This window comes from Pseudomonas sp. B21-048, assembly GCF_024748615.1.
In the GTDB taxonomy this organism is placed as follows: Bacteria; Pseudomonadota; Gammaproteobacteria; order Pseudomonadales; family Pseudomonadaceae; genus Aquipseudomonas.
In genome coordinates, this window is sequence record NZ_CP087168.1 from 1,350,367 (window position 1) to 1,370,887 (window position 20,521).

Sequence of the window (20,521 nt, forward strand, 5' to 3'; positions counted from 1 at the left end):
GAGGATCATGCGCGCCATACCTCTACTTGCGCTTCTGCTCAGTGGCTGGTTTGTTGTTCCAGCCCACGCCGATGAAGCTCAGGACTGGCTGAAGCGTTTGGGACAGGCCGAGCAAACGCAGAGCTTTCACGGTACTTTCGTCTACGAGCGTAACGGTAGTTTCTCTACCCATAACATCTGGCATCGCGTCCAGGATGGCAAGGTCCGCGAGCGTTTACTCCAGCTCGACGGCTCGGCACAGGAAGTCATGCGCATTGATGGGCATACTCAATGCGTTAGTGGCAGCCTGATAGCAGGGCTGGGGGACTCACCCAACTCCACCGCTCGTGCACTCGATCCACAAAAGCTAAAAAATTGGTACGACCTTGCCGTCATTGGCAAGTCGCGTGTGGCGGGGCGTTCGGCGGTGATCGTGTCGTTGACGCCTCGTGATCAGCATCGTTACGGTTTTGAACTGCATCTGGACAAGGAAACCGGTTTGCCGTTGAAGTCATTGTTGCTCAATGACAAAGGGCAACTGCTGGAGCGGTTCCAGTTCACCCGGCTGGACACAGCCGAGGTGCCTTCCGACAGTGATTTGCAGGCAGGTTCTGATTGCAAAACCATTACCCTCGACAGTGACAACGCTTCCGCCGTCAAAATTGCGCAGGTCTGGCATTCGGACTGGTTACCGCCAGGTTTCGAGCTGATCAGCAGTACCTCTCACAAGGACCCGGAGACCAAAGCCCAGGTCAACAGTCTGATGTTCGACGACGGTCTGGCCCGATTCTCGGTGTTCCTTGAGCCGTTGAATGGCGCAACACTCACTGATACGCGCACCCAACTGGGGCCAACCGTTGCTGTCTCCCGGCGATTGACTACACCGCAAGGGGAGATGATGGTGACCGTGGTCGGTGAAATACCGATTGGCACCGCCGAACGGATTGCGCTGTCCATGCGCAACGATGCGGCGGCTACCAGCAAGCAGTGAACTGATCAGCCATGCTCACCAATCGGGGTCTGGAGTGCTGGAGCTCTACTATGGCTATCCCGCGGTTGGCGCCTCGAAATGTTTTGCCGAGCATTTTCATTTGCAAATATCCCGAAAATTTTTTATAGGTCAGAGCCCCTCGGCTCTGGCCTTGTTTGTTGTTCCCGGAACAAAAATACCGGCGTATCGTTTCCGGTGTTCCTTGCTCCATATCGCTTAACCATGCTCGTCGTAACGGGAGCCGTATGTCGATACCACGCTTGAAGTCTTATCTCTCCATTTTTGCCACCGTGCTGGTGCTCGGTCAGGCGGTCGCTGTGCAAGCGGTCGAGTTGCCTGACTTCACGCAGTTGGTCGAGCAAGCCTCCCCCGCGGTGGTGAACATCAGTACTACCCAGAAGCTGCCGGACCGCAAGGTGTCCAGCGAGCAAATGCCTGACCTTGAAGGCTTGCCGCCAATGCTGCGCGAGTTCTTCGAGCGGGGCATGCCGCAGCAGCCACGGTCCCCTCGCGATCGCCAGCGAGAGGCTCAATCCCTGGGGTCGGGTTTCATCATCTCGCCTGACGGCTACATCCTGACCAATAACCATGTCATTGCCGATGCCGACGAGATTCTTGTGCGCCTCGCCGATCGCAGTGAGTTGAAGGCCAAGCTGATCGGTACCGATCCGCGCTCCGACGTCGCTTTGCTGAAAATCGAAGGCAAGGACCTGCCAGTCCTGAAGCTTGGCAAGTCGCAGGACCTGAAAGCCGGTCAGTGGGTCGTGGCCATCGGTTCGCCGTTCGGTTTTGATCACACGGTGACCCAAGGTATTGTCAGCGCCATCGGCCGTAGCCTGCCAAACGAAAACTATGTGCCGTTCATCCAGACCGACGTGCCGATCAACCCGGGCAACTCCGGTGGCCCGCTGTTCAACCTGGCCGGTGAAGTGGTTGGCATCAACTCGCAGATCTACACCCGCTCCGGCGGCTTCATGGGCGTGTCGTTTGCCATCCCTATCGATGTGGCGATGGACGTTTCCAACCAGCTGAAAAGCGGTGGCAGAGTCAGCCGTGGCTGGTTAGGCGTAGTGATCCAGGAAGTGAGCAAGGATCTGGCCGAGTCGTTCGGTCTCGAGAAGCCGGCCGGTGCACTGGTGGCTCAGATCCAGGATGACGGTCCGGCTGCCAAGGGTGGCCTGCAAGTGGGCGATGTGATCCTCAGCATGAACGGTCAACCGATCGTCATGTCCGCTGATCTGCCGCATTTGGTGGGCGCGCTGAAGGCTGGCTCGAAAGCCGATCTTGAAGTGATCCGCGAAGGCAAGCGCAAGAACGTCGAGCTGACCGTCGGCGCTATTCCCGAAGAAGGCAAAGAGTTGGAAGCCCTGCCTAAATCCAGCGTCGAGCGCAGTAGCAATCGCCTGGGTGTTTCGGTGGCCGAGTTGACCGAAGAGCAGAAGAAAACCCTCGACCTCAAAGGTGGTGTGGTGATCAAGGAAGTCCAGGACGGTCCTGCTGCCCTGATCGGCTTGCAGCCGGGCGATGTGATCACTCACCTGAACAATCAGGCGATCGGCTCCGCCAAGGAATTCACGGACATTGCCAAGGCGCTGCCGAAGAACCGCTCGGTGTCGATGCGGGTTCTGCGTCAAGGTCGCGCCAGCTTCATCACCTTCAAACTGGCTGAATAAACCGATTGTCGGCTGAATAAAAAACCGCCCCGAAAGAGGCGGTTTTTTTGTATCTGGATTTTGAGTTTTTTGTTTCCGATGCAGTCAGCCCATCATGTCCTTGACCATCCGTTCCTGCTCCATCAGCTCACGTTGCCGAGCGTCAATTCGTGATGACAGCGGGAAATTGCTCCCAGCCTTGCGCTTGGCGAAGTCCAGTTGCTGGATCGCCTGGCGATAGTCGCCGACCAGCGCAAAGTACTCCGCGCGAGCCTGATGCAGGCCGATGATGTTGCCCGACAGACCGCGCGTCTCGGCCACCATGTACCAGACGTCCGGATCATCGGGGCGGCTCCTGAGTAGATTTTCCAGCGCTTTCTCCGCATCGGCTGCTCGATTCTGCTTGAGCAGCAGGTCGACACGCACCTGATTCAGCGGGTAGTTGCCGGGGTATTGAGTGAGCATCCGATCGACCCGTGATTGAGCATCGGGCAGACGATTATTAGTGATGTCCAGATCGACCTGCGCCAGGTTGTAGATGATCTCGTTCGGCGATTTGGCCAGCAGCAGCTTGAGGTTCTCGCGAGCTTCATGCAGCTGGCCCCCCTTGATCTGCGCGATCGCGAGGCCATAGCGAGCAACGTCATTTTTCGGGTTTTCGTCGAGTTGGGCCCGGAAGCGCTTGGCGCCCAGGCCTGGGGTTTCTTCATAGATCAGCTGCACGCGCGCCCGAATCAGCTGGTAACGCATGCTGTCTTCGATGCCACCCGGCTTGGACTGTTCGGCGCGGTTGCGGGTGTCGGCGATCCGCGATTCGGTTACCGGGTGAGTCAGCAGGAATTCTGGTGGCTTGGCGTCGAAGCGGTACTGGCGCATCAGCCGTTCGAACATGGTCGGCATCGAGCGCGGATCGTAACCGGCCTTTTCCAGATTCATGATGCCGATACGGTCGGCTTCCTGTTCGTTCTGGCGCGAGAAGCGTCGTTGTTCCTGAATTGCCGCCGCTTGAGTGCCGGCAATGGCCGCGATCCCGGCATCACCGGCACCGGCCGCGGCAATCACGATACCAGCCAGCAGCGCAGCCATCATAGGCACTTGCATGCGTTGCGACGCTTCGACACCGCGGGCGAAGTGACGCTGCGACAAGTGAGCCAGTTCGTGAGCCAGTACCGAGGCATATTCGCCCTCGGTCTGGGCATTGAGGAACAAGCCACCGTTGATGCCGACGATCCCGCCCGGTGCGGCAAAAGCGTTGAGCTGGGGGCTGTTGATCAGGATGAACTCCAGGCGCCGGTCATTGACCTGGCTGGTCTCCACCAGCCGGTAGACGCTGGATTCGACATAGTCCTTGAGCTGCGGATCGTTGAGCTGCGACACCTGGCTGCGCAGCAACGCCAGCCACGCACGGCCCAGTTGGTGTTCCTGTTGCGGCGAGACGATGGCAGAACTGGCGTCACCGAGTGACGGCAAGTCGTCGGCGAAGCCCGGTGAGGCGAGCAGGCAAGCGAGCGTCAGCAGGGTAGGGCGCAAAAAAGTCATGCACAAAGCCTTAATCGACAAAGACCTTACTGTAGCCGGACACTACGCTTGGGACCAGATATTCTAAGCGGCTTAACCCCTTGCCCCGGAGTGATTCGATGACTGACGCTGTAACCCACGACGCCGAACTGGACGCCAGCGGTCTGAATTGTCCATTGCCCTTGCTCAAGGCCAAACTGGAACTCAACCGACTGGCCAGCGGCGCGGTACTCAAGGTGATCGCCACCGATGCGGGATCCCAGCGCGACTTTCGCACCTTTGCCCGATTGGCTGGTCATACGCTGCTTCGTGAAGAAGATGAGGCGGGCGTTTATCGCTATTGGTTGAAAAAAGCCTGAAGCCTGCTGCGTTGGTTTCTAAGGATTATTGATGTTCAAGGTGTTACGCGACTGGATTCAGCGCTACTTCTCGGATGAAGAGGCCGTGGTGCTGGCGGTGCTGCTGTTTCTGGCTTTTACCGCAGTACTCACCCTGGGTGGAATGCTCGCGCCAGTACTGGCCGGTATGGTGCTGGCGTATCTGATGCAGGGGCTGGTAGTGACCCTCGAGCGCCTGCGTGTGCCTGGTGGCGTGGCGGTGGGGCTGGTTTTCGCGTTATTCATGGGGTTGTTGCTGGTCTTTATCATCATCGTGGTGCCACTGCTCTGGCATCAACTGATCACGCTGTTCAACGAATTGCCCGGCATGCTCGCCAAGTGGCAGTCGCTGCTGTTGCTGTTGCCCGAGCGCTATCCGCACCTGGTATCGGATGAGCAAGTGCTGCAGGCGATCGAAGTGGCACGGGGCGAGATCGGCAAGTTCGGTCAGTGGGCACTGACATTCTCGCTGTCGAGCCTGCCATTGCTGGTGAACATCATGATTTACCTGGTGCTGGTGCCAATCCTGGTGTTCTTTTTTCTCAAGGACCGGGAGATGATCGGCCAGTGGGTGCGCGGTTATCTGCCGCGCGAGCGTGCGCTGATCACCCGGGTCGCCCAGGAAATGAACCGGCAGATCGCCAATTACATTCGCGGCAAGGTCATCGAAATCTTCATTTGCGGTGGCGTGACTTACATCGCGTTCGTGGCGCTGGGGCTCAACTACTCGGCGCTGCTGGCGTTGCTGGTGGGGGGCTCGGTGGTGGTGCCTTACGTCGGGGCGGTGGTGGTGACCGTGCCAGTGCTGCTGATTGCGCTGTTCCAGTGGGGCTGGAGCGATCAGTTCATCTATTTGATGACGGTCTACGGGATCATCCAGACGCTGGACGGCAACGTGCTGGTGCCGCTGCTGTTCTCGGAAGCAGTCAACCTGCACCCGGTGGCGATCATTTGCGCAGTGCTGTTGTTTGGCGGGTTGTGGGGCTTCTGGGGCGTGTTCTTTGCGATTCCCCTGGCGACGCTGTTCAAGGCTGTACTGGATGCCTGGCCGCGCAAAGAGCCGATTGTGGCGCCACTGCTTTAATTGTCAGGCTGGACTTTTCAGTGAGGCGAATGGCCTCAGCCCGAGCAGGCTCGGTCCCACAGGGATTGCGCAAATCCTGTAGGAGCGAGCGGTGCGGCGATCCGACTTGCCCGCGAAGGCGTCCGAACAGACGCCCAAATAATCAGGCCTTGTTCAGCGCCTGAGCAGCAGCCAAAACCGCATCCACATGCCCCGGCACTTTCACACCGCGCCATTCCTGACGCAGCACACCATCCTTGTCGATCAGGAATGTGCTGCGATCAACGCCCATATATTCCTTGCCGTAGAGCTTTTTCAGTTTGATCACGTCGAACAGCTGGCACAGCGCTTCTTCCTTGTCGCTGATCAGCTCGAAGGTGAACGCCTGCTTGGCCTTGAAGTTTTCGTGGGATTTCAGGCTGTCGCGAGACACGCCGAAGACTTCGGTATTGGCGGCTTTAAAGGCGTCAAGCTGATCACGAAAACCCTGACCCTGAGTGGTGCAGCCCGGCGTGCTGTCCTTCGGATAGAAGTAAATCACCACTTGCTTGCCTTTGAGGCCCGCGAGGCTGACGGATTGCCCGCTGGTGGCGGGTGCTTCGAAGTCGGCAACCGGTTGGTCGATGGTTACGGCCATGAAAGCTTCCTTACATTGGGTTTTGTGGGCGCCACGGTTCAATCAGTGCGTCCAGGTTCATGGCGTCGGCGAAATCCAGGAACTGGTCACGCAACCAGCTGATCTGGGTGCCGGCCGGCAAGGTCACGGTGAACGTAGCGTTAAGCATGGTGCCGCCGGTCTGCGGGGCCTGATAGGTGTCGCAGGTCAGGTTCTCCAGCTCGACGTTGTGATCCATGAAGAACTGGCACAGCTCGTTGATGATGTCCGGGCGGTAGGCTGAGCTGACGTAGGCAACGTACGGCAGGGCTTGCGGACGGTTCTCCAGGGCAGCGCTGCGGACCACGTTAACGGTGAAGGCGTGCCGTTTGGCCATCACTGGGAGGCTGCCTTCGAGGCGCGCCAGGGCGTCCCAGCTGCCCGAGATTTCAAGGATCAACGCACTGCATTCGCCATGGCGCGTCAGCCGAGAAGTGACCACGGCGCAGCGGTTTTCATGGCTGGCGCGGCACAGGACGTTAGTCAGCTCCATGGGGTTGGCGCCGAGGGCACTGATGACAAGGAATTGTTCGCGAACTGTGGGGGTGGACATGCAGCATTCCTAAAGCGATGAGCGGTCGATACTTTTATGCGCTTTTTTACCGGGACGAGCCTGCGGATGCGAATTCAGAAAACCCGGCCGAAGGTTGCAACGTGCTCCAGAGTGGCGAGAGCGAGGGGTGGCAACGCTGGATCGGGGCTTGTGATGCCGAAAATGGAGGCTGGAACACGGCGTACGAGCTTATCAGTACCGATCAAAGTCTGAAGGGTAGCGAAAAGCAGCGCCAAGGGGAATGGCAGTAGCGCAGTACTTCGCTTGTACAAGCATCTTGGCGCCAGTACCATTACCGCTCTCTTTTTCCGGCAGGAGCGGTTGCATGATTGCGGGCAGTATGGTGGCACTGGTCACACCCATGGATGCACAGGGTCGTCTCGACTGGGACAGCCTGAGCAAACTGGTGGACTTCCACCTGCAAGAGGGCACCAACGCCATCGTGGCGGTCGGCACTACAGGTGAGTCGGCCACGCTTGACGTGAACGAGCACATTGAAGTGATTCGTCGCGTGGTTGCTCAGGTTGCAGGGCGTATTCCGGTGATCGCCGGTACGGGCGCCAATTCGACGCGCGAAGCGATCGAGTTGACGACCAACGCGAAGAACGCCGGCGCCGACGCGTGCCTGCTGGTAACCCCTTATTACAACAAGCCGACGCAAGAAGGCCTGTACCAGCACTTCAAGGCAATCGCCGAAGCCGTCGACATCCCGCAGATTCTCTACAACGTGCCGGGCCGTACCGCTTGCGACATGCAGGCCGAGACGGTGATTCGCCTGTCGACCGTGAAGAACATCATCGGCATCAAGGAAGCCACGGGCGACCTGCAGCGCGCCAAGGACATCCTGGCCGGCGTGAGCAGCGACTTCCTGGTTTATTCCGGAGACGACGCGACCGCAGTCGAGCTGATGCTGCTCGGCGGCAAGGGCAATATTTCGGTGACCGCCAACGTCGCACCGCGCGCCATGAGCGACCTGTGCGCCGCGGCCATGGCCGGCGATGCTGTCAAAGCCCGGGCGATCCACGAAAAGCTGATGCCGCTCAATAAAACCCTGTTTATCGAATCCAACCCTATCCCCGTGAAATGGGCACTGCATGAAATGGGCTTGATGCCGGACGGTATTCGTCTGCCGCTCACCTGGCTCAGCGCTGCCTGTCACGAACCGCTGCGGCAGGCCATGCGCCAGTCCGGCGTCCTGGTTTAATTGAGGAAGTACTACGCATGAAGCGAATGGCCGGACTTTCCGCACTTGCCTTGATTATCTCCAGCACCAGTGGCTGCGGATGGATCTGGGGCCCGGAAGGTTATTTCCGTGACCGTGGTAGCGACTACCTGGAAGCGCAACAGACTGCACCGATGCAACTGCCACCGGACGTCAGCACCGCCAAGCGTCTGGATCCGCTGTTGCCGATCCCGCGCAACGTGGCCGACGACACTGCCAAAGGCGAATACATCGTGCCTCGTCCGCAGCCGCTGTCGGCAGCGGCTGACGCCAGTCCCTACTCCCTGCAGAAAAGCGGCGACTCGCGTTCGATCCTGGCTCAGAACTCACCGGCCGAAGTCTGGCCCGTGGCCGTGCAGTTCTTCCAGGACAACGGTTTCCGTCTGGACGAGCAACGCCCGCAAACCGGCGAATTCACCACCACTTGGCAGCATTCCGACGAACTGTCCGCAGCCATGGCCAAGCGCCTGAGCGCGGCCGGTGTCGGCGCCGACAGCGAAACCCGCGTGCGGGTGCGTATCGAGCCGGGCGTGCAGCGCAACACCAGTGAAGTCTACGTGGTCAGCGCCGAACGTCCTGCCGGCAGCACCGCCAATGTCGATTTCACCAATCGTTCGGTCAACACCGGCCTGGACGCGGCACTGGTCGACGACATGCTCGCGAGCATGAGCCGCACTTCGGAGAAGGGCGGTTCGGTCTCCATGCTGGCTTCGCGCGATTTCGATACGCCAAGCCGTGTCAGCCTGACCGAAGATGGCAGCGGCAACCCGGTGCTCAACGTCGGTACTGATCTGGATCGTGCCTGGTCGAGCGTCGGTCGTGCGTTGGAACAGGGCGAATGGCGCGTTGAAGACATCAACCGCAGCCTGGGCCTGTACTACATCAACCTCGCCGAAAAGGCCGAGAGGAAAGACGAGAAGCCAGGCTTCTTTGGCAGCCTGTTCGGCAGCGCGCCGAGCAAGGAAGAAATTGACGCACGCGCCGAGCGTTATCAGGTTCGCCTGAGCAAGGTGGGCGAAAACGTCCAAGTCACCGTCGAGAAAAACATCAACACCGTGGCGCCAGCAGACGTGGCGCGTAAAGTGTTGAGCGTGATTCAGGACAACCTGGGCTGATCACATGCGTTTTGCCGTTCTCGGCAGCGGTAGCCAAGGGAACGGCACGCTGATAGCCAGCGATGACACGTATGTATTGGTGGATTGTGGTTTCTCCTTGCGAGAAACCGAAAAACGTCTGCTGCGACTGGGTGTGAACCCTTCGCAGTTGAGCGCGATACTCGTGACCCACGAACATGCCGACCATGTGCATGGCGTGGGTTTGCTGTCTCGGCGTTACAATCTGCCTGTCTACCTCAGTCGCGGGACCCTGCGCGGGATGCGCAAACCGATTGAACCCGCAGGCTTTGTGGCTGGCGGCGAGCAACTGCAAATCGGTAACCTGAGCATCAGTGTCATTGCCGTGGCGCATGATGCACAGGAACCGACACAGTATGTCTTTAGTGACGGTCAGCGGCGTTTCGGCCTGTTGACCGACCTGGGCTCGTATTGCAACACGGTGCTGGACGGCTACCGGGACCTCGATGCATTGATGATCGAGTCCAACCATTGCCGTGACAGGCTGGCTCGCGGTCACTACCCGTACTTTCTCAAGCAGCGGGTGGGCGGTGAATTGGGACATTTGAACAACCATCAGGCGGCATTCCTGGTGGCCGAGTTGGGCTGGCAAGGCCTGCAACACCTGGTCCTGGCCCATCTGAGCAGCAAGAACAACCTGCCGCAGCTGGCCCGGCAATGTTTTGTCGACACCCTCGGGTGCGACCCGGACTGGCTGCAACTGGCCGATCAAGATTCAGGGCTCGACTGGCGATACATCGCCTAGCCCACCTACTTAGCAAGCGGAGCCCATCATGGAAAAACGTGAAGAACTCTACCGCGGCAAAGCCAAATCGGTTTACAAGACCGACGACGCTGACCGTTTGATCCTGCTGTTTCGCAACGACACTTCGGCGTTCGACGGCAAGCGCATCGAGCAGCTCGACCGCAAAGGCATGGTGAACAACAAGTTCAACGCCTTCATCATGCAGAAACTCGAAGCAGCCGGCGTGCCGACTCAATTCGACAAACTGCTGGGCGACAACGAATGCCTGGTGAAGAAACTCGACATGATTCCGGTCGAGTGCGTCGTGCGTAACTACGCCGCCGGCAGCCTGGTCAAGCGCCTGGGCGTTGAAGAAGGCATGAAGCTCAACCCTTACACCTTCGAACTGTTCCTGAAGGACGACGCCAAGGGCGACCCGTTCATTAACGAATCCCACGTCGTGGCATTCGGTTGGGGCACCGCCGAGCAACTGGTTCGCATGAAAGAACTGTCGCTCAAGGTCAACGAAGTCCTGAGCAAACTGTTCGACGACGCCGGCCTGCTGCTGGTCGACTTCAAACTTGAATTCGGCGTGTTCCACGACGGCTCCATCGTTCTGGGCGACGAATTCAGCCCGGACGGCTGCCGCCTGTGGGACAAGGCCACCAAGAAGAAAATGGACAAGGACCGCTTCCGTCAGGGCCTCGGTGATGTTATCGAAGCCTACGAAGAAGTCGCCAATCGTCTGGGCGTGCCGCTGTAATCGACGCAAGCATCTGATAGCACGGAAAAATTTTGTTTAGGGGGTTCGCTTCCGGCAAAAGTGTTGTTATGATGCGCGCCGTTGGAGAGATGCCAGAGTGGCCGAATGGGACGGATTCGAAATCCGTTGTACCTTCACCGGTACCTAGGGTTCGAATCCCTATCTCTCCGCCATTACATAGGAAAAGCCTCGTAGCTGAATAAGCTACGGGGCTTTTTCGTTTGCGCAGCTTTTTCCGTTGGACCATTCCGCGTCCGTCCGACGTTTGCTCCAAGTTTTTGGTGTCGGATAAATCAGGCCAACAGCGTAAGAAAAATATGCATATTTACGGGAAAACTGACTCCACTAAGTCTCTTTAATTACCACCCCCCGTATCTATTGATCGTCCCGCGAATCAAGGTCTTTTCTCCGAAACATCCCCTGACACTGAAAGCCATTGCCTCAAAAAATCCTCATCTACTCTGTTTTCGCAGGTCATTGATCTGTCGTAATCAGCAGTCGCAAGGAGCGATCAATGTATTTTGAGATTTACAGGCAAACCCGTGGTATCGCACAAACCGGCAAGGGCCAATGGCGCTGGCGTTTGCGGGCGGGGAATCATGAAACGATTGCCAGTGGGGAGGCTTACGTCAACAAGTCTGATTGTGTGCATGCCATCAGTTTGATCAAAGGAACTCATGATCAGACGCCGGTCAAGGAGATATAGGCTTCCAGCGGTGAAGCTGCTCAATGGGAGCAGCTTCGTTCTGATCGGGCGGGCTTTTGGTTGTGAGTTTGGATTAAACGCATTTGCTTCAGTCGCATAGACGCCGTTTACGACACCTCCCTAAACTGTCAGCCAAGTCTTGGGGACCGGGGTGCAAGGGATGAATCGCAACGAACTGCGCAAGGCCGACATCAATCTGATGGTGGTGTTCGAGACATTAATGCTCGAACGCAACGTCACACGGGTGGCGGAGAAGTTGTTCCTCGGTCAGCCGACCATCAGTGCGGCGCTGAATCGCTTGCGGACGATGTTCAATGATCCGCTGTTTATTCGGGTTGGCCATCGTATGGAGCCGACGGCGCGGGCCGAGGAAATTATTCAGCACTTGTCACCGGCGCTGGATTCGCTGTCGGTGGCCTTGAGCCTGACCCATGATTTCGATCCGCTCAGCAGCACCATGACGTTTCGCATCGGGCTGTCGGACGATGTCGAGTTCGGTCTTTTGCCGCCGCTGCTGCGTGCTTTGCGCCAGGAAGCGCCGAAGGTGGTGTTCGTGGTCCAGCATGTCGACTACTGGCGCATTCCCGACCTGCTGGCGTCTGGTGATATCACCGTTGGGATCAGCCAGACCCGCGGCCTGCCCGCCAACGCCAAGCGCAAATTGCTGCGACACATCCAGCCCAGTATTTTGCGCGCAGACGCATCAGACACACCGCTGACCCTCGATGAATATTGCTCGCGGCCGCACGTGCTGGTGTCTCATACCGCCAATGTCAGTGGTTACGCCGACGAATGGCTGGCGGAAATCGGTCGAACGCGCCAGGTAGTGCTGTCCGTCCCGCAATACAGCTCGTTGCCGGCCTTGCTCGCCGGCACTGATCTGATCGCCAGCCTGCCGGATTACACGGCCGAAGCGATGGCCGCGTCCGGCCAACTGTTCAAGGAACCGTTTCCGTTCAAGACACCGACCCTGGACCTGTCCATGGTCTGGCTCAGTCATGTCGATAGCGATCCTGCCGAACGCTGGCTGCGCTCGCGGCTGGAGGCGTTCATGAGTGAACGTGCGGTGTTGCCGCTGCCTGAGTGAGCAGGGCGGCGCTGTGTTATATGTACGACCTTTCTATCAATCTTCAGGAACCCTCGTCATGCCCCACCTGCACATGGAATACACCGCCAACTTGCCTGAATTGAATGCCGATGTGGCGTTGATGCGACTCAACAATGCCCTGGTAGCTTCAGGCCAGTTTGGCGAGTTCGACATCAAGGCCCGTGCGGTGAAGGTCGAGACTTTCAAGGTGGGCACTGCACAGGGTGAGCGGGCGTTCGTGCATGTGAAACTGGCGTTGTTGAGCGGTCGTTCGCCGGAGATCAAAAAACAGTTGTCTGAAAGCCTGCTGGCCGTGGTGCAGGATGTGTGTGAGTGGCCGGCGGGGGTTGCGGTCCAGCTGTGTGTTGAAATCCTCGACATCGATCGAGAGTCCTACACCAAGACCGCTATTGGCCACTGAGTTTCAGGCCATTTCGTGTTCGGCGCAGGTTTTGATCACTTGCTCGCGCAGCCAGGTATTGGCGCTGTCCTGATCGACGCTGTGACTCCACTGCATGTCGAGGGTGAAACCCGGTAAGCCGTTGGGTGCTTCGCAGTGATTGAAGATCACCTCGTTGGCCAGCAATTGCTGGATGCGTCGAGGCAAGGTCAGGATGAAATCGGTGCCGGTGATCATCTTCAGCGCTGCGCTGTAGCTGTTGGACCGCGCGACAATCTGTCGTTTGTGGGCCTGTTGAGCAAGCCAGCCGTCGACCATATTGGTAGTAGATGTCCAAGGCGTCGGGAATACATGCCGGCGCTCAATGAATGCTTGCAGGCTCAAGCGTGGTTCCGGCGGCGTAGCGCGCTTATCGAAGACGCAGACCAGATCGTCTTCCAGCAGCCTCCTGGCGTTGAAATCGGTGTGGCTGCGATGAAAGTTCGGGCCAAAACAGATGACGAGGTCGAGGCTGCCGTCGCGCAGTTCTTCGGCCGGGATGTCGGTTTCGAACTTGTGCATGTTGACCATCACTGGTAGGTCGGCGAAATCGAAGCGCTTCAACAGGCGCGGCAGGATCAACTGCTCGAAGTACTCCGGCGCGCAGATATTGAAGGTGACCGGTTGCAAGGTCGGATCAAAGGTCGGTGTCTCGGCGTGGCACAGATTGATGCTTTCGAGAATTTTCAGCACATGGGTATACATGCTGCTGGCTTTGTTCGTGGGGCGCATACCCGTGCGGGTATTGATGAATAAATCGTCTTCAAAACTGGTGCGCAGTTTTTTCAGGCAATAGCTCACGGTGGACTGGCTGACGCAGAGCGCCTCCGACACACCGGTGACGTTGCTTTGCTCATACACGGAAACAAACACCATGAGGTCTTGCATGTCGAGCTTTCTAAGCAAGTTACTGTTTAGCATCCGTTCTGTCTCGCTGTGCTCCTTGCGCTGACTGTGCGCAAATGTGTGCGAACGATCCTAGCGGAACGATGGTGCCAAGAGAATGCCTTGTAGGATTTTTCATGGTCAGTTGTGGGACAGAAAATGTTACCAACACGACCTATGAATTCAATCTCTTGAAAGCTGGCCAGAGGCCTTTAACGCTGATGGCTGCTTGAGCATCGCGTCGCGGCTGGATATTAGCAGCGCCAACATGCCGATGCCCACCAGTAACGCGCCAATGATTTCCACGGCTAATGGCGACTGACGTAGCCAGAACCAGTGGAACAGCGTGATGAACAGCGTGCTCAGGTAGATGTATGAAATGACTGAGGAGGGGGCGATGACGCCAATGGCTCGATGCAAAAGCCAGAACGTCACCAGCGTGGCGAACAGCGCCAGGTACATCAACCACCCAAGATCGCTCGCAGTCAGCAACGACGCCGATCGCCAGCCGCCGCTGAACCCACAGAACGCCAATAGAAACAGTGCACCGAACAGCATGTTCCAGAAGGTCATGCCCACCGGGCCGCGCCCCTTGAGGCTGTTGGCCTTGAGGCGTTGACTCAGGGGCGAGTAAAGCGCCATCGCCAGGCAACCGACCCCATACACCGATACTGCATACAGTGACGGCAGTTCGCCCGGGCCAGCGCCTTTCAACACCAGCAGCACAGCGCCGACTGCGGCAATCAGCATGGGCAATACGCGTTGTTTCAGTCTGCTGTCGGGTATCAGAAAGGCTTCGAACAGCAACGTCAGCAATGGCACCAGGGTGAACATCGTTCCGGTGTTCACCGCCGAGGTGTAGCGCAGCGCTTCGAACACCGAGCCGAAATACAGCGCCAGCAGCATGCCGAGCACGGCATGACCCAACAGGCCGCGAACGGTCATGGCGGTATCACCCTTGAACAGCAGCAGGGGCAAAAATACCAGGGCGCAAAAAAACAGCCGCAACCCGGTCAGCAGAATCGGGTCGATGGCCTGGCTGACCCGGGCTGCCGCGGAAAACGAGGCGGCAATCAATAGAGCCCAGAGCAGCATGCCGAGGTGAGCGGCAGCAAAACCTGGTTGTTTCATGGTAAGGGTTCCGGGTCAGTGAATGTGTCGGGCGTAATGCCGCGGATCGAAGCGCAGAACCATCAATATCATCAGCGCCATGACGCCGGTCAGTGACCACCAGGCCCATTCGAAGCTGCCCAGCTGATCACGAATCATCCCGGCCATCAAGGGTGAAAGGCCTGCAATCAGATAACCGATGCCTTGCACGAAAGCGGTCAGCCCGCCTGCGCGTTGGGGATTGTCCACATGATCCAATGACACGATCAGGCTCATCGGAAACAGTCCGCCGATGCCCAACCCCAGCAGGCAAGGCCACAGCAGGCTCAGGTGTCGAGGGCTCAAAATCAGCCCGCAGAAACCGGCCATGATCAGCGCCAGCAACACGACCAGCACCAGGCGCCGGTCGCGGCTGCGATTGGCGATGGCGGGTACTAAAAGTCCTGACAACACTTCCATGGCGGTCAAAAAGCCCAGCAACAAACCGGCCTGTTGTTCGCTCCAGCCTTTTTCCACGTAGTACGGCGCCAGCCAGGCCAGCACACAGGTGTAGGACGCCGTACCGAGACCGAAGAAGATAGCGAGTAACCAGGCGCGGGAATTGCTGAAGAAAGATTCTTTGCGGGACGATTTCGTACTCGGTGTCGGCATGCCCGAGCGCTGAGCCCACCAGAACAGCAACGCCACCAGCGCCAGCGCCGCCCAGATCGCCAAACCCATTCGCCAGCTGTCGGTGCGGGTCATCACCAGCGGCGCAAACGACGCCGCGATAGCCGCGCCGCCCATGATCGATGTCACGTAGAGGCCCATACACACGGAAACGTTGTCGCTGAAACGGGACTTTATCAGGGCGGGCATCAATGCCTGAATCAACGCAATGCCGATGCCGGCCACCACCGCACTCAGGATCAGTTCCGCCGCCGAGTCGAGGAACAACCGCGACACTGTGGCCAGGCCGATAATCAGCAGCGACAACACCACGGTGCGTTGCTCGCCCAGGCGCTGACTAATGCCGATACCGAAGAACATCGCCAGCCCCATGGCCATGACCGGCAGCATTGTCAGGAGTGAGGCCAGGCTGAAACTCAGTGGGATATCACCGCGAATGGCTGACAGCAAAGGACCGACAGCGGCCATGGACGGACGCAGGTTCAGGGCGACGAGAACAATGCTGAACATCAGCCAGAGGGCAGGGCGAGAGATTGGGCGAACGTTTTCCATAATCGGACCTTCAAAAACAAGGAGCCGATTAGGCGCGCGAGCCTCGAAGGCTGCAAATCAGAATGTCTGGAGCAGTATTTAAAAATTAAATAGCTGTGAGGCTAAATCACTCTTGAGCACTGCGGCGATGCTTTGCAGGCGATGGATGAAGCGGTGCGCTACAAGCGGCTGGTCAAGGGCGTGGCCCACAAGGGCGCAGGAAGCATTCGGCAGTGAGTTTCTTGGCGTGTATCTGGCGGTGAAACGTGCCGAATACCGGCAGTTCATGGGCGAAGTCGGTGAACAGGACTGGCGCTGGTATCTGCATCAGGCCTGAAACTGGTTTCCAATGCTGAAAGTTTTGGCCTAATGCCATGAAGCCAACTAATCGTTGGCTTCTTTTTCACGAAAAATTGATGGCTGGCTGCTTAAGATTTGTGATGTCGCGGAAAATGAAATTTTCACATTTGCCGCGGGCACTTTTCTTCAGGAACCGCCAATCATCATGTTGAAGTTCAAAACCGTGCACCCCGAGTGGGTGACGCTGGTTGCCAGCGCCTTTTTATTGGCAGGGTTCAATTCAGTTCTCTGGCAACACCTCTTCGATATCACCGCGGCAGACGGTCTAGGCATCGTCATGCGTATTGCGTTCGGGGCGATGATCCTGGCGGCTTTCAATATTGTGCTGACTTTGTTGGCATTCCGGCCGGTGATGAAACCCGTGTTGATGCTGATTTTTTTGATCAGTGCCGGAGTGGCGTACTTCATGAGCCAATACGGTGTACTGATCGACGCGGGTATGTTGCGTAACTTCGCTGAAACCAATGCCACCGAAGTACGTGACTTACTGTCCGTAAAGTTGTTTGTATACATAGCGTTTCTTGGGGTTTTACCGTCGTGGTTACTGTGGAAGATTCCTGTCAACTACCGGCGCTGGCACCGTGAGTTATTAAGTAAGGTGCTAGTAAGTGTCGCGTCGGTTGCCGTGATCGGCGGCGTCGCATTGGTCAATTATCAAGGCCTGTCGTCGTTATTTCGCAATCACCATGAATTGCGCCTGATGGTGGTGCCGAGCAACTACATTGGTGCGTCGGTTGGTTATCTGCGTGAGCAAGTGGTGTCTGCGCAGCAGCCCTTCGTCAAACTCGGTGAAGATGCCCGCAAAAACCCTGCCTGGCAGGCTCACGGCCGTAAATCCCTGACGGTATTGGTGGTGGGCGAGAGTGCCCGGGCCGAGAACTTCGGCATCCTGGGTTATGACCGCGACACCACGCCAAAACTGAATAAGGAAGCCGGCCTGATTGCCTTCACCGATGTTCATTCCTGCGGCACGGAAACCGCCGTGTCGGTGCCCTGCATGTTCTCCAACATGGGCCGCAAGGATTACAACGCCAGCAAGGCGAAGAATGAGGAAGGTTTGCTGGACGTGCTCAAGCACGCCGGTCTCGAGGTGATCTGGCGCGATAACCAGTCGGGCTGCAAAGGCACCTGCGATCGGGTCACTGTCGACGACGTCAGTAATCTGAAAGACCCGGTATTGTGTGCCAACAGCGAATGCCGCGATGAAATTCTCCTGCAAGGTTTGCAGTACTTCATCGACACGCTGGATAAAGACACCGTACTGGTACTGCACCAGATGGGCAGTCACGGTCCGGAATATTTCAAGCGCTACTCGAAAGAGTACGAACACTTCACCCCGGTGTGTGAAAGCAATGCGCTGAACAATTGCAGCCGCGAAAGTATCGTCAATGGCTACGACAACACGTTGGTGTACACCGACCATGTGTTGTCGACCCTGATCGATCTGTTGCGCAGCAACCAGGACAAAGTCGATACCGCCATGCTCTATCTGTCGGACCACGGCGAATCGTTGGGCGAATACAACCTGTTCCTGCATGGCACGCCTTACATGCTGGCGCCGGAACAGCAGAAGCATGTAGCGATGCTGGCATGGTTCTCCGACAGCTATCAAAAATCGTTCTCGGTCGACACCCATTGCCTGCAACTGAGTCGCGAAAAGCCCTTGAGCCAGGACAACCTGTTTCATTCGATGCTTGGGCTGCTGGAGGTCAACAGCAAGGTCTATAACCCGGGGCTGGATATGTTTGCCGGATGCCGTGGCGCAGTGATTGACGGTGTGCTGGCCAAGGAATAAGTGATATCGACCTTTTTTTCACGTAGCGACCGCTAACCTGCGGCGTCTGGAACGTCCAACAAGAGCCATTGCACATGTCCGCGTTGCCCCCATCCGCCATCGAACTTGAGTTCGCCCGGCGCTACGATCAGGAACACGCCCGCGTCTGCCTTCAGTCGCGACCGCGTGGCCTGGCGGGGCGTTTGACGTTCTGGCGCGACGAGCAACTGGTGCGTAACGCGCTTCAGGTCGCTGGCGAGCCGGGATTGATTCTTGATGTGGCCTGCGGTGTCGGGCGCTTCTGGTCGATACTGGCCGAGCATGCGAATCGGGTGATTCTTGCGACCGATCCGTCTCAGGACATGCTCGATCATGCCCGCACCCACCATCCGCAACACCTGCTGGAGCGGATCAAGACCTTTCAGAGTTCAGCCTTCACCATCGGTTTGTCGGCGAACGCGGTTGATTGCATTTTTTGCATGCAACTGTTTCAACACATCGCCAGTCCTGAGCATCGGTTGGCCATGCTGGGCGAGTTTCATCGGGTCAGTCGCGACACGGTGATCGTTGCAGTGCGGGCTGATGCGCATTTCAAACTGCACCGATCCGGTGTGGAAGGCGCACAGGCCCAGCCACAGGCGAGCAAGGCCGAGCTTGAGGCCGAGTTCAGGCAGGCGGGTTTCCACTTGCTCAGCCATCAGGACTTCCTGCCAGGTTGCGCGCGGATGCGTGTCTACGTGCTGCGTAAGGGCAGCTAGTCTCCTCCTGTCAGACTATTCTTGCGCTCCAGCAGGTATTTTCGCTAAAGCTCTTGTTCAGTGGATGCGCGGAAATCGCCGGGGGCGATATATACTGCGCGCCATTCTTCAAGGGAGAGCCGTGTGGCCATCGATATTCACTGGATTCGCGACAACGATAGCCTCGGTCAATTTTGTGCCGAGTGGCAGCAGCTGCCATTCGTTGCCCTCGACACCGAATTCATGCGGGTCGACACCTTTTACCCGATCGCAGGCCTGCTGCAGATCGGCGATGGCGTACGCGCTTATCTGATTGACCCACTGACCATCGACAACTGGCAACCGCTGGCCGCATTGCTGGAAAACCCGGCGGTGGTCAAAGTCGTGCATGCGTGCAGCGAAGACCTCGAAGTGTTACTGCGCCTGACCGGCAGCCTGCCGGCGCCACTGTTCGACACCCAACTGGCCGCCGCTTACCTGAACCTCGGTTTTTCCATGGGTTATTCGCGGCTGGTGCAGGAAGTGCTCGGCATCGATCTGCCCAAGGGCGAAACCCGTTCCGACTGGCTGCAACGTCCACTGTCCGACACTCAAATCAGCTACGCCGCCGAAGATGCCTTACATCTGGCGGAAGTTTTCGTACAGCTGCGCCCGAAGCTTTCTGACGAAAAATACGCCTGGGTCTTGGAGGACGGTGCCGAGCTGGTGGCCAACCTGCGTCGTGAAGTCGACCCGTATGAGGTTTATCGCGACGCCAAGCTGGCCTGGAAGTTGTCCCGTGCCCAACTCGCCGTATTGCGCGAACTCTGCGCCTGGCGTGAAATAGAGGCCCGGGCCCGTGATTTGCCGCGCAACCGCATCGTCCGGGAACATTCCCTGTGGCCGTTGGCTCGCACGCAACCGGACAACCTCGGCGCGCTGGCGAAAATCGAAGACATGCACCCGCGTACCGTGCGTCAGGACGGCGAATTTCTACTTGATCTGATCAAGCGCATTGGCAGTGTGTCGCCTGATCAATGGCCACCGGCGGTGCCGGAGCCGTTGCCGGTGGACGCCGCCGCGCTGGTCAAACAGCTGCGCGCCATCGGACAGGCCGAAGCCGAGCGCCTGAACATCGCCCCAGAACTGATGCTGCGCAAGAAAACCCTGGAAGCGCTGCTTAAAAGCGGCTTCCCCAATGGTCCTTACCAATTGCCTGATTCGCTGCGTGGCTGGCGCCGCGAATTGATGGGCCAGGCGCTGCTCGACAGCCTGGCCACCGCCGGAGAACAGCCTTGAAACGTATTTGTTCCATCTACCAAAGCTCCAAGCGCAGCGGCATGTACCTTTATGTGCTCAAAAGCGATGCGCTTGAACGTGTGCCGGAAGCGCTGATGCTGGCCTTCGGCAAGCCGAAACATTCCTTCGATCTGGTGCTGTCGCCCGAGCGCAAACTGGCCAGTGAAGACATCGTCGTCGTGCTGGAAAACCTCGAGAAGCAGGGCTACCACCTGCAAATGCCGCCGGCTGAAGACGAATATATCGAACACTTGCCGGAAGAATTGCTGCGACGCAACGACCCGATGTAATCGGCAGACAGGCTCTGTTCAGAGC

General features: G+C 57.9%; 21 protein-coding genes, 1 tRNA gene and 1 pseudogene. 17 read left to right on the forward strand and 6 right to left on the reverse strand.

The features are described 5' to 3' along the window. The first annotated feature begins 7 nt into the window (after positions 1-7). Both LOY56_RS06145 and LOY56_RS06150 read left to right on the forward strand, forming a co-directional pair. Complete coding sequence (locus LOY56_RS06145; protein ID WP_258620522.1) at positions 8-970, forward strand: MucB/RseB C-terminal domain-containing protein; 963 nt, start codon at positions 8-10, stop codon at positions 968-970. Positions 971-1,215: 245 nt separating this feature from the next. Further along, a complete protein-coding gene (locus LOY56_RS06150) occupies positions 1,216-2,643 on the forward strand; it encodes a DegQ family serine endoprotease (protein WP_258620523.1) in 1,428 nt (475 codons plus the stop codon). Between the two features lie 84 nt (positions 2,644-2,727). Here the strand turns inward: LOY56_RS06150 and LOY56_RS06155 are convergent, their stop codons facing one another. Further along, a complete protein-coding gene (locus LOY56_RS06155) occupies positions 2,728-4,161 on the reverse strand; it encodes a M48 family metalloprotease (RefSeq protein ID WP_258620524.1) in 1,434 nt (477 codons plus the stop codon). Between the two features lie 98 nt (positions 4,162-4,259). On the opposite strand from LOY56_RS06155, the gene LOY56_RS06160 reads away from it, so the two are divergent. Together LOY56_RS06160 and LOY56_RS06165 are read left to right on the forward strand one after the other, a co-directional pair. Continuing rightward, positions 4,260-4,499: a sulfurtransferase TusA family protein gene (locus LOY56_RS06160; protein WP_007898654.1), complete on the forward strand. Its 240-nt coding sequence runs from the start codon at positions 4,260-4,262 to the stop codon at positions 4,497-4,499. Between the two features lie 31 nt (positions 4,500-4,530). Next, entirely contained in the window at positions 4,531-5,601 is a 1,071-nt protein-coding gene (locus LOY56_RS06165) for an AI-2E family transporter (protein ID WP_258620525.1), read from the forward strand. Between the two features lie 142 nt (positions 5,602-5,743). Here the strand turns inward: LOY56_RS06165 and LOY56_RS06170 are convergent, their stop codons facing one another. Both LOY56_RS06170 and LOY56_RS06175 read right to left on the reverse strand, forming a co-directional pair. After that, positions 5,744-6,217, reverse strand: coding sequence for a peroxiredoxin (locus LOY56_RS06170; RefSeq protein ID WP_258620526.1), 474 nt, complete (start codon positions 6,215-6,217; stop codon positions 5,744-5,746). A gap of 10 nt (positions 6,218-6,227) precedes the next feature. Next, positions 6,228-6,788, reverse strand: a complete 561-nt coding sequence (locus LOY56_RS06175; RefSeq protein ID WP_123721943.1) for a glycine cleavage system protein R — start codon at positions 6,786-6,788, stop codon at positions 6,228-6,230. 325 nt (positions 6,789-7,113) lie between these two features. On the opposite strand from LOY56_RS06175, the gene dapA reads away from it, so the two are divergent. From dapA to LOY56_RS06215, 8 genes are all read left to right on the forward strand, one after another. Next, on the forward strand, positions 7,114-7,992 hold the full coding sequence (dapA, locus tag LOY56_RS06180; RefSeq protein WP_217856605.1) for a 4-hydroxy-tetrahydrodipicolinate synthase: 879 nt from the start codon (positions 7,114-7,116) through the stop codon (positions 7,990-7,992). Positions 7,993-8,009: 17 nt separating this feature from the next. After that, a complete protein-coding gene (bamC, locus tag LOY56_RS06185) occupies positions 8,010-9,125 on the forward strand; it encodes an outer membrane protein assembly factor BamC (RefSeq protein WP_258620527.1) in 1,116 nt (371 codons plus the stop codon). A gap of 4 nt (positions 9,126-9,129) precedes the next feature. Further along, entirely contained in the window at positions 9,130-9,888 is a 759-nt protein-coding gene (locus tag LOY56_RS06190; RefSeq protein WP_258620528.1) for an MBL fold metallo-hydrolase, read from the forward strand. 28 nt (positions 9,889-9,916) lie between these two features. Beyond that, positions 9,917-10,630, forward strand: a complete 714-nt coding sequence (gene purC, locus LOY56_RS06195) for a phosphoribosylaminoimidazolesuccinocarboxamide synthase (RefSeq protein ID WP_258620529.1) — start codon at positions 9,917-9,919, stop codon at positions 10,628-10,630. An 83-nt stretch (positions 10,631-10,713) separates the two neighbouring features. Continuing rightward, a tRNA-Ser gene (locus LOY56_RS06200) sits at positions 10,714-10,803 on the forward strand. Positions 10,804-11,144: 341 nt separating this feature from the next. Then, positions 11,145-11,336 carry a DUF1508 domain-containing protein gene (locus LOY56_RS06205; RefSeq protein WP_008074435.1) on the forward strand — a complete coding sequence of 64 codons (192 nt, stop codon included), beginning with the start codon at positions 11,145-11,147 and terminating at the stop codon, positions 11,334-11,336. 160 nt (positions 11,337-11,496) lie between these two features. Then, a complete protein-coding gene (locus tag LOY56_RS06210) occupies positions 11,497-12,423 on the forward strand; it encodes a LysR family transcriptional regulator (RefSeq protein ID WP_258620530.1) in 927 nt (308 codons plus the stop codon). A gap of 58 nt (positions 12,424-12,481) precedes the next feature. After that, positions 12,482-12,844, forward strand: coding sequence for a 5-carboxymethyl-2-hydroxymuconate Delta-isomerase (locus LOY56_RS06215; protein WP_258620531.1), 363 nt, complete (start codon positions 12,482-12,484; stop codon positions 12,842-12,844). Between the two features lie 3 nt (positions 12,845-12,847). Here the strand turns inward: LOY56_RS06215 and LOY56_RS06220 are convergent, their stop codons facing one another. The 3 genes from LOY56_RS06220 to LOY56_RS06230 all read right to left on the reverse strand — a co-directional run bounded on the left by LOY56_RS06220 (position 12,848) and on the right by LOY56_RS06230 (position 16,078). Further along, positions 12,848-13,783: a LysR family transcriptional regulator gene (locus LOY56_RS06220; protein WP_258620532.1), complete on the reverse strand. Its 936-nt coding sequence runs from the start codon at positions 13,781-13,783 to the stop codon at positions 12,848-12,850. A gap of 147 nt (positions 13,784-13,930) precedes the next feature. Then, positions 13,931-14,878: a DMT family transporter gene (locus LOY56_RS06225; protein WP_258620533.1), complete on the reverse strand. Its 948-nt coding sequence runs from the start codon at positions 14,876-14,878 to the stop codon at positions 13,931-13,933. A 15-nt stretch (positions 14,879-14,893) separates the two neighbouring features. Next, positions 14,894-16,078 carry a cyanate transporter gene (locus tag LOY56_RS06230; RefSeq protein WP_258620536.1) on the reverse strand — a complete coding sequence of 395 codons (1,185 nt, stop codon included), beginning with the start codon at positions 16,076-16,078 and terminating at the stop codon, positions 14,894-14,896. Between the two features lie 193 nt (positions 16,079-16,271). On the opposite strand from LOY56_RS06230, the pseudogene LOY56_RS06235 reads away from it, so the two are divergent. The 5 genes and pseudogenes from LOY56_RS06235 to LOY56_RS06255 form a co-directional block, all read left to right on the forward strand. Continuing rightward, positions 16,272-16,394 (forward strand): annotated as a pseudogene (locus LOY56_RS06235) (hypothetical protein); the annotation flags it as partial. 168 nt (positions 16,395-16,562) lie between these two features. Continuing rightward, on the forward strand, positions 16,563-18,212 hold the full coding sequence (locus tag LOY56_RS06240) for a phosphoethanolamine transferase (RefSeq protein WP_258620538.1): 1,650 nt from the start codon (positions 16,563-16,565) through the stop codon (positions 18,210-18,212). Between the two features lie 74 nt (positions 18,213-18,286). Further along, complete coding sequence (locus tag LOY56_RS06245) at positions 18,287-18,949, forward strand: class I SAM-dependent methyltransferase (RefSeq protein ID WP_258620539.1); 663 nt, start codon at positions 18,287-18,289, stop codon at positions 18,947-18,949. Between the two features lie 123 nt (positions 18,950-19,072). After that, positions 19,073-20,206, forward strand: a complete 1,134-nt coding sequence (rnd, locus tag LOY56_RS06250; RefSeq protein WP_258620541.1) for a ribonuclease D — start codon at positions 19,073-19,075, stop codon at positions 20,204-20,206. After that, positions 20,203-20,496 carry a YcgL domain-containing protein gene (locus LOY56_RS06255; protein WP_258620543.1) on the forward strand — a complete coding sequence of 98 codons (294 nt, stop codon included), beginning with the start codon at positions 20,203-20,205 and terminating at the stop codon, positions 20,494-20,496. The genes rnd and LOY56_RS06255 overlap by 4 nt, the downstream gene beginning before the upstream one ends. Positions 20,497-20,521 lie beyond the last annotated feature (25 nt).

Excerpts from the sequence above, each read along its gene's own strand:
- LOY56_RS06155 (WP_258620524.1), bottom strand. The coding sequence starts at position 4,161 with ATGACTTTTTTGCGCCCTACCCTGCTGACGCTCGCTTGCCTGCTCGCC.
- LOY56_RS06240 (WP_258620538.1), top strand. The coding sequence starts at position 16,563 with ATGTTGAAGTTCAAAACCGTGCACCCCGAGTGGGTGACGCTGGTTGCC.
- LOY56_RS06230 (WP_258620536.1), bottom strand. The coding sequence starts at position 16,078 with ATGGAAAACGTTCGCCCAATCTCTCGCCCTGCCCTCTGGCTGATGTTC.
- LOY56_RS06160 (WP_007898654.1), top strand. The coding sequence starts at position 4,260 with ATGACTGACGCTGTAACCCACGACGCCGAACTGGACGCCAGCGGTCTG.
- LOY56_RS06215 (WP_258620531.1), top strand. The coding sequence starts at position 12,482 with ATGCCCCACCTGCACATGGAATACACCGCCAACTTGCCTGAATTGAAT.
- LOY56_RS06225 (WP_258620533.1), bottom strand. The coding sequence starts at position 14,878 with ATGAAACAACCAGGTTTTGCTGCCGCTCACCTCGGCATGCTGCTCTGG.
- LOY56_RS06190 (WP_258620528.1), top strand. The coding sequence starts at position 9,130 with ATGCGTTTTGCCGTTCTCGGCAGCGGTAGCCAAGGGAACGGCACGCTG.
- LOY56_RS06245 (WP_258620539.1), top strand. The coding sequence starts at position 18,287 with ATGTCCGCGTTGCCCCCATCCGCCATCGAACTTGAGTTCGCCCGGCGC.
- LOY56_RS06175 (WP_123721943.1), bottom strand. The coding sequence starts at position 6,788 with ATGTCCACCCCCACAGTTCGCGAACAATTCCTTGTCATCAGTGCCCTC.
- LOY56_RS06170 (WP_258620526.1), bottom strand. The coding sequence starts at position 6,217 with ATGGCCGTAACCATCGACCAACCGGTTGCCGACTTCGAAGCACCCGCC.
- LOY56_RS06145 (WP_258620522.1), top strand. The coding sequence starts at position 8 with ATGCGCGCCATACCTCTACTTGCGCTTCTGCTCAGTGGCTGGTTTGTT.
- purC (WP_258620529.1), top strand. The coding sequence starts at position 9,917 with ATGGAAAAACGTGAAGAACTCTACCGCGGCAAAGCCAAATCGGTTTAC.
- LOY56_RS06165 (WP_258620525.1), top strand. The coding sequence starts at position 4,531 with ATGTTCAAGGTGTTACGCGACTGGATTCAGCGCTACTTCTCGGATGAA.
- bamC (WP_258620527.1), top strand. The coding sequence starts at position 8,010 with ATGAAGCGAATGGCCGGACTTTCCGCACTTGCCTTGATTATCTCCAGC.
- dapA (WP_217856605.1), top strand. The coding sequence starts at position 7,114 with ATGATTGCGGGCAGTATGGTGGCACTGGTCACACCCATGGATGCACAG.
- LOY56_RS06210 (WP_258620530.1), top strand. The coding sequence starts at position 11,497 with ATGAATCGCAACGAACTGCGCAAGGCCGACATCAATCTGATGGTGGTG.
- LOY56_RS06150 (WP_258620523.1), top strand. The coding sequence starts at position 1,216 with ATGTCGATACCACGCTTGAAGTCTTATCTCTCCATTTTTGCCACCGTG.
- LOY56_RS06220 (WP_258620532.1), bottom strand. The coding sequence starts at position 13,783 with ATGCTAAACAGTAACTTGCTTAGAAAGCTCGACATGCAAGACCTCATG.
- LOY56_RS06205 (WP_008074435.1), top strand. The coding sequence starts at position 11,145 with ATGTATTTTGAGATTTACAGGCAAACCCGTGGTATCGCACAAACCGGC.